The sequence below is a fragment of the Acinetobacter sp. YH12072 genome (assembly GCF_013419565.1).
Taxonomy (GTDB): Bacteria; Pseudomonadota; Gammaproteobacteria; order Pseudomonadales; family Moraxellaceae; genus Acinetobacter.
In genome coordinates this window covers 1-11,886 of record NZ_VOZV01000053.1, presented here as the reverse complement: position 1 = coordinate 11,886, position 11,886 = coordinate 1, and the positions used below count along the sequence as shown (strand labels likewise).

The 11,886-nt window shown below is 39.9% G+C and carries 10 protein-coding genes and 1 pseudogene; 4 read left to right on the top strand and 7 right to left on the bottom strand.

The window, feature by feature from the left end:
* The 3 genes from FTU19_RS15020 to FTU19_RS15010 all read right to left on the bottom strand — a co-directional run.
* A partial coding sequence (locus tag FTU19_RS15020; RefSeq protein WP_180131818.1) for an aldehyde dehydrogenase family protein occupies positions 1 to 512 on the bottom strand: 512 nt, incomplete at its 3' end.
* 11 nt (positions 513 to 523) lie between these two features.
* Entirely contained in the window at positions 524 to 1,522 is a 999-nt protein-coding gene (araD1, locus tag FTU19_RS15015; RefSeq protein WP_180131815.1) for an AraD1 family protein, read from the bottom strand.
* 4 nt (positions 1,523 to 1,526) lie between these two features.
* Complete coding sequence (locus tag FTU19_RS15010; RefSeq protein ID WP_004782537.1) at positions 1,527 to 2,837, bottom strand: MFS transporter; 1,311 nt, start codon at positions 2,835 to 2,837, stop codon at positions 1,527 to 1,529.
* A gap of 167 nt (positions 2,838 to 3,004) precedes the next feature.
* On the opposite strand from FTU19_RS15010, the gene FTU19_RS15005 reads away from it, so the two are divergent.
* From FTU19_RS15005 to FTU19_RS14995, 3 genes are all read left to right on the top strand, one after another.
* Positions 3,005 to 4,738 carry an IlvD/Edd family dehydratase gene (locus tag FTU19_RS15005; protein WP_104426519.1) on the top strand — a complete coding sequence of 578 codons (1,734 nt, stop codon included), beginning with the start codon at positions 3,005 to 3,007 and terminating at the stop codon, positions 4,736 to 4,738.
* An 80-nt stretch (positions 4,739 to 4,818) separates the two neighbouring features.
* Positions 4,819 to 5,535, top strand: a complete 717-nt coding sequence (locus FTU19_RS15000) for a FadR/GntR family transcriptional regulator (RefSeq protein ID WP_104426520.1) — start codon at positions 4,819 to 4,821, stop codon at positions 5,533 to 5,535.
* Between the two features lie 37 nt (positions 5,536 to 5,572).
* Positions 5,573 to 6,523, top strand: a complete 951-nt coding sequence (locus tag FTU19_RS14995) for an NAD(P)-dependent oxidoreductase (protein WP_004782540.1) — start codon at positions 5,573 to 5,575, stop codon at positions 6,521 to 6,523.
* Positions 6,524 to 6,656: 133 nt separating this feature from the next.
* On the opposite strand, the gene FTU19_RS14990 is transcribed toward FTU19_RS14995, so the two are convergent.
* The 4 genes from FTU19_RS14990 to denD all read right to left on the bottom strand — a co-directional run bounded on the left by FTU19_RS14990 (position 6,657) and on the right by denD (position 11,550).
* Positions 6,657 to 7,976: an MFS transporter gene (locus tag FTU19_RS14990; protein WP_163170031.1), complete on the bottom strand. Its 1,320-nt coding sequence runs from the start codon at positions 7,974 to 7,976 to the stop codon at positions 6,657 to 6,659.
* 311 nt (positions 7,977 to 8,287) lie between these two features.
* On the bottom strand, positions 8,288 to 9,166 hold the full coding sequence (locus tag FTU19_RS14985) for an NAD(P)-dependent oxidoreductase (RefSeq protein WP_180131812.1): 879 nt from the start codon (positions 9,164 to 9,166) through the stop codon (positions 8,288 to 8,290).
* A 3-nt stretch (positions 9,167 to 9,169) separates the two neighbouring features.
* A complete protein-coding gene (locus FTU19_RS14980; protein WP_104426523.1) occupies positions 9,170 to 10,543 on the bottom strand; it encodes an MFS transporter in 1,374 nt (457 codons plus the stop codon).
* A gap of 14 nt (positions 10,544 to 10,557) precedes the next feature.
* Positions 10,558 to 11,550: a D-erythronate dehydrogenase gene (denD, locus tag FTU19_RS14975; RefSeq protein WP_180131809.1), complete on the bottom strand. Its 993-nt coding sequence runs from the start codon at positions 11,548 to 11,550 to the stop codon at positions 10,558 to 10,560.
* A 251-nt stretch (positions 11,551 to 11,801) separates the two neighbouring features.
* Here denD and FTU19_RS14970 point away from each other — a divergent pair.
* A pseudogene (locus FTU19_RS14970) lies at positions 11,802 to 11,886 on the top strand (IS5/IS1182 family transposase); the annotation flags it as partial.

The window sequence follows — 11,886 nt, the reverse complement described above, 5'->3', positions numbered from 1 at the left end:
GCGGTATCACCACCGGCGGTCGAGAATGCTAAAGGGAAGTTACTTGCCCCAAAAACGGCAACTGGCCCTACACCGATTTTAATCTGACGTAAGTCTGGTCGTGGTAAAGGTTGACGGTCTGGTAGTGCGGTATCAATTCGTGCACCCAGGAAATCACCGCGACGTAATACTTTCGCGAACAGGCGCATTTGCCCGCTGGTACGGCCGCGTTCACCTTGCAGACGAGCAATAGGTAAAGCCGTTTCTTGAGAAATCGTATTGAGGAAGTCTTCACCCAAAGCATCGAGTTCATCTGCGATGGATTCTAAGAATAGAGCCCGCTGTTCAGGAGAAGTATGTCGGTAGGTTTTAAATGCAGTATGGGCAGCTTCCACTGCACGGTTGACTTCCTGTTCGGTGGCCTGATGAAAATCGAAACCCAGTGCCTCACCGGTGCTGGCATTCAGGCTTTTAAGGATTTTATCGCCTTCAGCACTACGACTACCTGCTATAAAGTTGTGTCCAAAATTCATATCTAAGATCCTTAAAGAGTTATAACTGAGCCAATTGGTAATTCAGGTTGAGTTGGTGCCAATCTATTAACTAAGGGTTGTCCAAATTCTTTCATTTCAATTTCAAATTCATCACCAATTTCAGCTTTCATACCGTCTGCAAAAGACAGTGTGGCTGTTCCGAAATAATGAATATGAACATCCCCTGGTTTGAGGAACTGATGGTATTTGAAATGGTGATATTCAAGATTACTCAGGCTATGACACATATTGTCTTCACCTGAAAGAAACTCTTTTTCCCAAATCACTTCCCCATTACGTTTTAAACGACTTTTACCTACCAGGTGCTTAGGCAGATCGCCTGTTCTTAATTCCGGACCATAACTGCAGAACCGTAATTTTGAATGCGCAAGATATAAATAGTTACGGCGCTCCATAATATGGTCTGAGTATTCATTGCCTAGTGCAAAACCGAGACGGTACGGTTTTAAATCTGGACCGATTACATATAAACCGGCTATTTCTGGCTCTTCACCCCCATCCTCGGCAAAAGGAGGCAGTGGTAATTCTGTACCAGGACGTACAACGATTGAGCCATCTCCTTTATAGAACCATTCTGGTTGTGCACCTACCTGACCTGCTTCAGGTTTACCTTTTTCTACTCCCCACTGGAACATGCGCATAGTATCCGTCATAGACGCTGGATCATTCAGATTCTGCTGATGCATTTTGTCGCGCGTAGATGCTGATCCTAAATGAGTTAAACCTGTTCCTGAGATAAAACAGTGCGCAGCATCAGGATGATCTAAAGGAGGCAATACTTTGTGATTATTTAATAACTCGACATAGTTATAACGTTGTTCTGCAAAACCTAATGCCTCAACTTGTTTTTCGAGTGAAAGATCATTTTCAATAGCTAAGAGTGCAAGCTCACGAACTGTAGTTATTTCCTTAACCTTTAGTACCTGATTGTTTTCTACGATACCTATCGCACGTTGATTAGAATGATCTTCAAACTGAATAATATTCATGCTGCTATCCTTTAGCATTTTCATTAATGTTCATTGTTTTAGATTTCTTGGTTTCAAATTTTGTATAAACGAAATATGTCAAAATCAAACCAAAAATCATGACTATTGTTAGAAAGTACAAACCTGAAGCCATATTGCCGGTATATTGTTTTAATAAACCGATACCAAACGGGCCGATATAACCGCCTAGGTTTCCAACAGAGTTAATAAGAGCAATCCCTGCTGCTGCACTGGCACCTGTCAAGAAGCGCCCAGGAAGTGTCCAGAACACAGCCGTGGTTGAAAATAGAGCGAACGCTACAACAGAAAGTGCAATGAGCTGCATTACAGGCGAAGTCAACCAAGCGCTAAAGAACATGCCACAGGCGCCTAAGGCATATAGGAAGCTAAGATGCCCATAACGGTCATTTAATTTATCTGTACTGCGAGGGATAATAAGCAGACCAATAATCCCGAAGACATAAGGAATACTAGAGAGAAAGCCTACTTGTAGATCTGAACCACCACTAAACTGTTTAATAATGGTAGGTAACCAGAGGTTTAGTCCATAAATACTTAAAGTAACCGGCAGGTAATATAAAGCTAGAGTTAATACACGCTTGTCTTTTAAAGCATGAAGTGGATTTCCATGACGTGTTTGATCATATTCAGCTTCATCTTTAACTAATTCATTTTTAAGCCAGTTCTTTTGTTCATTACTCAGCCATTTTACAGCGCTGATATTATCTGGAAGATAAAGCAAGGTAGGTAAAGACAGTAATACTGCTGGTAACCCGACCATTACAAACAACCACTGCCAGCCATGCATATTGGCGATACCGTCCATCCCCAATAATGTACCTGCTAAAGGCCCTGCTACCATCATGGCAATCGGTTGCGACAGGATAAACATCCCCATGATTTTTCCACGATGACGCACTGGATACCATTGGGTAATCAGATACAATACTCCTGGGAAGAAACCTGCTTCAGCTACACCAAGTAAAAACCTGAGAATATAAAAACTGTGTGGTCCTTGAATGAGTGCCATGGCCATGGTGATTAAACCCCATGTCAGCAGAATTCGTGCGAACCACTTTCTGGCACCAAATTTGTCTAATAATAAATTACTCGGCACCTCGAATAGAAAATAACCAATAAAGAATAAGCCTGCACCTAATCCATACGCCGCATCACCTATTCCTACATCAGCACCCATATGTAAATGGGCAAAACCGACTGCAGCACGATCAATATAAGCAACTAAATATAAGATCACTAAAGCGGGTATTAACTTAAATGTTACCTTCCTGATGACATCCTTCTCGAAATCCATCTTCGACTCCATATTTCCATTTTTAGTTTTAGCTTCATGCTTAGGGAGAAATCTGTAAGGACAAAATATAGTATTACTATTTAAGTTGTAAACCCTTTTAAAACTATTTTTTTTATTGTATTTTAATTTTAATGTTTTAAATAGTAATACTATATAGGGATATAGAAATGTCTAACAAACAACCTTTACGCTCAGCTGCATGGTTTGGGACAACCGATAAAAATGGATTTATGTATCGTAGTTGGATGAAAAATCAGGGGATTCCAGATCACGAGTTTGACGGACGACCAATTATTGGTATTTGTAATACCTGGTCAGAACTCACACCTTGTAATGCACATTTCCGTAAAATTGCTGAGCATGTCAAAAAAGGTGTTTTAGAAGCTGGCGGCTTTCCGGTTGAGTTCCCGGTTTTCTCCAATGGAGAATCTAACTTACGCCCTACTGCGATGCTTACCCGTAACTTAGCCAGTATGGATGTAGAGGAAGCAATTCGTGGTAATCCCATCGACGGCGTTGTCTTGTTAACAGGTTGTGATAAAACGACTCCTGCTTTGCTCATGGGTGCTGCAAGTTGTGACGTTCCTGCAATTGTGGTGACAGGCGGTCCTATGCTGAATGGCAAACATAAGGGTAAAGATATCGGTGCGGGTACTATCGTCTGGCAGATGCATGAGGAATTAAAAGCAGGAAAAATTGATTTAAATGAATTTTTATCAGCTGAATCTGGTATGTCACGTTCAGCAGGAACCTGTAATACCATGGGCACAGCTTCTACAATGGCATGTATGGCAGAAGCTTTAGGGACCTCATTACCCCATAATGCGGCAATCCCTGCGGTAGATTCTCGCCGTTATGTATTGGCGCATTTATCTGGTATGCGTATTGTAGATATGGTGAAAGAAGATCTGCGTCTTTCTAAAATTTTAACTAAAGAAGCTTTTGAAAATGCTATCAAAGTTAATGCTGCAATTGGCGGTTCAACCAATGCTGTTATTCATCTGAAAGCAATTGCTGGCCGAATTGGGGTTGATCTGGAACTGGATGACTGGAACCGTGTGGGTCGCGGTATGCCCACAATTGTTGATTTGCAGCCCTCAGGGCGCTTCCTGATGGAAGAATTTTATTATAGTGGTGGATTGCCAGCAGTATTACGTCGTATGGGTGAAAATAATCTACTTCCCCATCCTCAAGCATTAACCGTCAATGGTCAATCGATCTGGGAAAATTGCCAAAACTCCCCTATCTACAATGATGAAGTGATTCGTCAAATTGATAACCCACTTCGTAATGATGGTGGGATGTGTATTCTTAAAGGTAATTTGGCACCAAAAGGCGCTGTATTGAAACCGTCTGCGGCCTCCCCGGAATTAATGAAACATCGTGGACGTGCTGTAGTCTTTGAAAACTTTGATGACTATAAGGCACGTATCGTTGATCCAGATCTTGATGTAGACGAAACCTGTGTCTTGGTACTCAAGAATGCCGGTCCAAAAGGTTATCCAGGCATGGCAGAAGTCGGAAATATGGGATTACCTCCAAAAATTCTGGCAAAAGGAATTACCGACATGGTTCGTATTTCTGATGCACGAATGAGTGGTACTGCATATGGCACGGTAGTCTTGCATGTTGCACCAGAAGCTATGGCCTGTGGTCCTTTGGCCGCTGTTCAAAATGGTGACTATATTGAACTCGATGCTTATGCCGGAAAATTACACCTGGATATTTCTGATGAAGAATTGCAGCAACGTTTAGCTAATTTACCAGAACCACCAAGACCAAGCTTTATTGGGGGCTATCGTCAGCTCTATGTAGATCATGTACTTCAGGCAGATCAAGGCTGTGACTTTGATTTTCTGGTAGGTTGCCGAGGCTCTGAAGTACCCCGACATTCACATTAAGTGCCTAAAATTTAGATGATCTTGTGAAATCATAAGGTCATCTATACCATAATGAGATCATAAATGGTCAATTGTAAAATATGAGTAATGCCGACTATAAAAATCCTGTTCCAAGTAAAAGCCAACATGCTCTTATTGTTCAGCAATTAGGTCTAAAAATAGTATCTGGCGAAATACCGGAAAATTCAAAATTGCCTTCAGAGGCAGAGTTATGTGAAGAATTTCAAGTCAGTCGACCGGTATTTCGTGAAGCTATTCGTGTTCTGAATGCCAAAGGTCTGACCTATTCTCGACCTAAAATTGGTACGGTTGTTCGCCCTAAAGATGAATGGCATTTACTTGATCCGGATATTTTATACTGGCTTATACAATCCACCCCTGAAAATGAATTTTTTAAAACTTTATCTACTGTACGTCGTGTATTAGAACCGGAATTGGCTTATATCGCAGCAAGTACGGCGACAGAGGAAGATATAGCACGCATTAAAAAAGCGTATGCAGGGATGGAACAGGCAGAAAGTATTGAAGAGTTTATCCAGCCGGATATTGACTTTCATCTTTCAATTGCCAAAGCAACTCATAATGATTTATTGGCATATATGTCAAAAATGCTGGTTTTACCTTTGCAGCAGTCAATCCAGGTTACCAGTTTAAGACCGAATTTACAGAACCATTCATTGCCTCGGCATAAAGCAATTTTAACTGCAATTGAAAATAAAGACCCTCTTTCTGCACGTCATGCCTCGCTGGTGCAGTTAGAGGATACTAAAATGGCATATGATTTGATTAAAAAATAAGTCATATGCAGTACCACTATGTAGATATTAAAGATTTATGAATACCGTAAAAGTTACCTGTGTTGAAAAAGGCGTATTACTGAATAAAGCATTTCAATTTAATTTCCCTGTTGAATACACTGAATATGAGCAGTTAAGTCAGCAACAGTTTTATGATCAGATCCATGATCAGGATGTGCTCATCATCAGTGACCTGAAAGTTGATGAACAGATTCTGAACAATAATCCGAACTTAAAATTACTGGCACTTTGTTCCACAGGTTACGATCATGTAGATGTCGATTTATTAAAGTCTAGAAATATCAAAATCTGCAATATTCGTGGTTATGCTGGCGATGCAGTGGCTGAACATGCATTTGTCCTGATGATGAACCTGATCAAAAATTTCGACTCCCAAGTTAAGGCTGTTCGAGATGGGACCTGGTCAAATAGTCCAGTATCTTTCTATCTTGCAGCGCCCATCCGTGAACTCAAAAATAAAAATCTGGTCATTGTAGGTAAGGGCGAAATCGGTCAGTCGCTTGCAGAAAAAGCACAAGCATTTGGAATGAAGGTTATCTTTAGTGAGCGTAAGCATGCCACGACCTGTCGTGAAGGATATGTTCCATTTTCACAGGCAATACAGCTTGCTGATGTGCTGTCCTTGCACTGTGAATTGAATGACGAAACACGATATATGATTGATCGTACTGTGCTCAGTCAAATGAAAAAAGACAGTATCTTGATTAATGTAGGCCGTGGCGGTTTGATTTATAGTGAAGATGTGGCAGAAGCATTAACGAATCAACAAATTGCAGGTTTTGGCGCGGATGTACTGGATCAGGAACCTCCTGCAGCAGATCATCCTTTGTTAAAACTCAAGCATCCAAATGTTATGATCACAGCGCACATTGCTTGGGCCACGGATGAAGCCCAAGAGCGACTGTTTTCTATTTTAGAGAATAATGTAAACCAGAATATTCTAGGTCATGATCAGAATCTAGTTTAGTTCAAAGATTAGTCAAGAAAATAAATTATTCTTCAAAAAAGGCTGTTCATCCCAATGAACAGCCCTCTAAATATCATTAATGATATATCTCTTCTTTAATTTTCTTATATTCCGTAGTTGAAATTTATAATAATTAAACAGGTTTTAAATGATCTTTCTTATCCAAATAACCTAAGATAACTTGCAGCAACACACCAATCAGTGCACAGACTGACATTAAGATGAAGCACAAGGTATAACCGGTTGCATTATGCCAACCACCAAAACTTGTCAGCAATGAACCCATCAGAATCGGTGCAATAGCCCCACCTACATACAGTGCAACAGTAATAATACTATTAGCCGTCCCCATAGCATCCTGCTCCGCATAATCTGATGCCGTAGCGTAATAAATTGGCCAGATTGCATTAGCAGAAAAACCAAAAATTAATTGAATAATAATGACGGAAACCACTCCTTGGGTTAAACAGAAACTGGCGATACCAACGGCCATCCAGATACCACAAAGAATGAGGGTTTTACGACGCCCGATTTTATCGGACAAAGATGGCCAGAAAATTTGCCCCATAATCCCTGTAATCGTAAATACAGCACTTAAACCTGCAGCTTTGGCGAGATCCATTCCTACAATATTGTAGAGATAGGCTGGGAAAATAGTCAGGAAGCCCAAATAAACCACATGAGTAATCAATGTACTACCAGCAGTAAATAAAATACCGCGTGACTTTAATGTCTTTTTTAAAGCACCCTTCTTCACTTGAGTTGGATTTTTAGCTTTAGTTTCTAAACATGGATTTTCTGTAGGGGGAGTAAAACCTTGATCTATACATGCATCATGAAATTCATCATAGCGTTTCTTGTTTGAGTAAATAGCCCAGAATGTTAATACTGGCACTGAGATCATGATGCCGAGATAAAATGCATAACGCCAGTTTTCAGGACCGAAATAATAAATAATTGACGCCATCACTACCCCACTCAGCATTGCGCCAACGGGATAACCGGCATGATGGGCACCGATTGCAAAACCTCGGTGCTCTTTAGGCCACCATTCTGCAGTATTACTCACCCCAATTGGTTCAGCTACACCACAACCAATAGATACCAGAATCCGTAAGAGAACAAACTTATAAAAAGTATTACTGAATGACATGATGCCAGAGAGTAAGGAAAGAAAAGTAAATCCGACAATCAAAGGCCACTGGAATATTGCACGTTTCCAGCCCGGTGCTTTTAAATCACAATAGGCACTTACAGGGATACTAAGTAAGGCTAGAGATACTGTAATAGCAGCAATGGTATAGCCCCATTCTGTGGGTGTAAGAGAGAACTCTTCACAAATCATATTGGCTGCACGAAAAATCAATTCACGGTCATAGGCAATCACCAGCCAGATTAGCCAACAGACTACAAGCGACACCCATGAATGCCGATGAACTTTTTTTAAACTCATTCTATTTCCCTATTTATTAACCATTTAAATATGGTTAATTCCTTCCATTTTTATTCTGAATAATTTTATTTAGTAGAAAGTTCCTCTATTAAATAAAATATAGAAAAATATAGTTCTATAGATTTTTAATTTCCAATTACATTTTCCCAGTACGTGATAACCCTGCAGTATCACTATTATTATTTTTTATCAAACCAATGATTTAGAAATAGATATAAAATATGGAATATATTTTTTATAGTTAAAATAAAGAAATTTAAAATAAAAAACTGGCTATTTAAGAGCCAGTTTTAGATATTATAAAAGTATAACTATATCTCTATATTATTAAGCCTTTTTATTTCACGAATTAATCCTGAATGGTCTAAGGCTCCATCGCCATTATGGACCATATCTGAAAAGAGCTGATTTACCAATTCTGCTACTGGCAACTTTAGGTTTAATTCCTGCGCATAATTTATAGCGGTATGAGTATCTTTTAACTGCGTTGTCGCAGCCCCTCCCGGTTTAAAGTTTTGCCTTAATATACGTTCACCATGCTGTTGCAAAATAGGAGAATCAGCAAATCCCCCAGTCAATGCTTGTTTGACTTTCTGTGGATCTGCTCCTCCTTGCTGAGCGAAAAGCAGTCCTTCTGCAACAGTGGCAATCGTACTCGCAACAATCATCTGGTTAACCAGTTTAGCTAGCTCTCCACATCCGGCAGCGCCCACCAGAACTGCTCTACCCATACAATTGAGAACTGCTTGGGCTTCAGTAAAAGTATCTTCTTCGCCCCCCACCATAATGGCAAGAGTTGCATCTTTTGCACCTTTTTCTCCGCCTGAAACCGGAGCATCCAGATACCTTAATCCTAAAGATAAACATCGTTCATTCTGATGTTTTGCAGTTTTTACCGGGATTGAACTCATGACAATCACAATACTATTTTTCTTTAATTCAGAGACTGCTCCATCTTGCTGGAACAGAACTTCATCACAGGTTTTTCCATCACTCAGCATTACAACCAGAAGATCAACATCTTTACCTACTTCCGATAGCTGATGACAGGCTTTTGCACCTACCTCTTCTAATCCTTTCAATTTAGAGAAGGTTCTGTTCCAAACCTGAACCTGGTGACCACCTTTGATTAAATTCATAACCATAGGTGTGCCCATAATACCGGTTCCCACGAATCCAATCCTTGCCATGTTTTATACTCCTTGATTGGGTTGGGCTTTGAGGTTTAATTTCTCTTTTGCTACCTGCTTGCCATTTAAATGGGCAAGCACCAGTAATCCGATCCCACCAATAGCAACAAACCCAGCGATAACTAGAAATGCAATGGTATAAGTACCCGTAGTGGTATATAGATAGCCAGTTAAATATGGACCTGTAAATCCACTTAAATTACCTACAGAGTTAATTAGTCCAATACCAGCAGCAGCACCTACGCCTGTTAATGTTTGGCCTGGGAGCGTCCAGAAAATATTGATTGCACTAAATACTCCAATTGCCAGGAAAATAAATCCGACGATAATAGCCCATGGCTGGTTCACAAGTAATGCGATTGCAATAGCACTCGCTGCCATAAGTGCTGCACATGCACCATGCTTATGTCGCTCCTGTTTACGATCCGAGCGACGGCTCCATAAAATCATGCCTACAGCAGCAAATGCATAAGGAATTGCAGTTAAAAGACCATTCTGAATTAAGCTGATTTCCATCCCAAACGTATTCCGGAATGACTCCAGCACACTTGGCAAGAAGAAGAACATTGCATTCGATCCAGACGTAATCCCAAAATAAACAATTGCCATAACCCATACCAATGGATTTTTAAAGACTTGTTTGATAATGGTTGATTTACTTAAATGGGCATCTGCATGTTCAGTTTTTTCACGCTCTTCTTTTTCTAATGTATTCATTAACCATTGACGTTGATCAGCAGTGAGCCATTGAGCTTCTTTGGGTGTATTGGTTAAGTATTTAAGGCAAATGATACCTAGAATGATGGATGGAATACCCTCAAGCACATACATCATGCGCCAGCCTTCATAACCGATAGTATCACCCCATTGCATGAGTCCAACTGAAATAGGTGCACCAACAATCTGGGCTATCGGCAACCCTAAATAAAATGTAGCAAATACACGCGCACGATATCGTGCTGGAAACCATAAAGTAAGATAGAAAATTACGCCTGGAAAAAAGCCAGCTTCAGCAATACCAAGTAAAAAACGAAGAACGATAAACTGGGTTCCATTCTGAATCAGGCCCATTAAAGCAGCAATGATTCCCCATGTAATCATGATACGTGCGATCCAGATTCTGGCACCGAAACGATGCAGAAGTACATTACTTGGAACTTCTGCAATAAAATAACCAAGGAAAAAAATTCCAGCGCCTAAACCGAAGATAGTTTGAGTGATTCCAATTGCATCATTCATATGCAAGGCGGCAAAGCCGATATTTGTTCTATCTAAAAATGCCATTACAAATAGAATAATAAGAAAAGGAATAATTCTTTTTGAAATACGTTTAATGGTTTGCTCTTCCAGAGCAGATTTAGCTTGAATATCTTCCATAATACTGTCTCACTTTAATTAGCTATCTCAGCTATTAATTCTTGGGTATCTTCAATATGTGCCTGGATGATGCTTTCAAAATTCTTATCAGCTTTGAACCCAAGTGATTCAGCGTATTCAGCTTTAACCTTTACTGGCCAACTTTGCACAATGCGTTGGATCGTTTTATCTTCTTGCCATTTCACAAGATCTACTGCAGATTTTCCTGCAACTTTTTCTAGAGCTGCCAGCATTTGCTGAACAGTAACCGTTAAACCGGGTAATGGAATAATGCGCTGATCGGATAACCGGTCGGGAGAAATGACTGCTGCATGAATCATTGAGTCAACACAACGACGCGGAGAGGTAATAAAAACTGGTGTATCCGCCTGAACAGGACAAACCGCAGTTTCACCTTTAAGCGGTTCACGGATAATTGAGCTAAAAAATGTTGAAGCAGCTTTATTGGGTTTACCAGGGCGAACAACAATTGTTGGTAGACGTAATACTCGTCCATCAATAAAGCCTTTACGTGAGTAATCTGAAACAAGTAGTTCGCCTACTGCCTTTTGCATGCCATAGGATGATTTAGGCGTGACAACGGTGTCATCTGTGACTACTTCTGGCAGGGCACCTCCAAATACAGCACAACCGCTGGCAAAAATAAATCGAGGTTTGGATCCGTGTTGTCTTACTGATTCAAGCAAGGTCAACAAACCGTATAAATTGACTTCCATACCTAAATCAAAATCAGCTTCTGCCGCTGAACTGACTACTGCAGCCAGATGCCAAATGACATCTACATTTTTGGTAATTTTAGATACTTGTTCTTTGTCAGTAATATCACCAATCACGACTTGAATTTTCGGGTCTTCAGGAATGTCCTCTCCTGCAAAAGCATCAAATAATATGATTTTTTCTACTGATTGAGCAGTTTGCCCATCTAGTGTGATAGTACCTAATTCCAAGATTTTTCTAGCTATCTGTTTTCCAATAAAACCCGTACCACCAGTAATGAGTATATTCATAGGTAATCCTTCCCTAATTTTTGAATTAGACGACTCAAATCGTGTATTCATCAAATTAAGTAGGATGATTAATAATTACCAATGAATTATTCCTCAACATTGATAACTTTTTAATATCGATATTAAAAAGTTGTTCGATATAAGTTTTTGGCAAAAGACTTATACACCTAATTCCTATTATTTTTTATTTTAAAATATGGCCACTTTATTAGACCTCTTGCGAAAGTAAAAACTGCCTCAATATAGATTTCATGAAATATCAGAAATTAAATCGTTTTTCAGATTCTGAATTCCAGCGCTTGGTTGGTGTACCTCGAGCAGTTTTTAGTGAAATGG

Coding starts and splice junctions, on each gene's coding strand:
- denD (WP_180131809.1), bottom strand. CDS start 11,550: ATGAATATACTCATTACTGGTGGTACGGGTTTTATTGGAAAACAGATA.
- FTU19_RS15000 (WP_104426520.1), top strand. CDS start 4,819: ATGAGTAATGCCGACTATAAAAATCCTGTTCCAAGTAAAAGCCAACAT.
- FTU19_RS14990 (WP_163170031.1), bottom strand. CDS start 7,976: ATGAGTTTAAAAAAAGTTCATCGGCATTCATGGGTGTCGCTTGTAGTC.
- FTU19_RS15010 (WP_004782537.1), bottom strand. CDS start 2,837: ATGGATTTCGAGAAGGATGTCATCAGGAAGGTAACATTTAAGTTAATA.
- FTU19_RS14995 (WP_004782540.1), top strand. CDS start 5,573: ATGAATACCGTAAAAGTTACCTGTGTTGAAAAAGGCGTATTACTGAAT.
- FTU19_RS14980 (WP_104426523.1), bottom strand. CDS start 10,543: ATGGAAGATATTCAAGCTAAATCTGCTCTGGAAGAGCAAACCATTAAA.
- araD1 (WP_180131815.1), bottom strand. CDS start 1,522: ATGAATATTATTCAGTTTGAAGATCATTCTAATCAACGTGCGATAGGT.
- FTU19_RS15005 (WP_104426519.1), top strand. CDS start 3,005: ATGTCTAACAAACAACCTTTACGCTCAGCTGCATGGTTTGGGACAACC.
- FTU19_RS14985 (WP_180131812.1), bottom strand. CDS start 9,166: ATGGCAAGGATTGGATTCGTGGGAACCGGTATTATGGGCACACCTATG.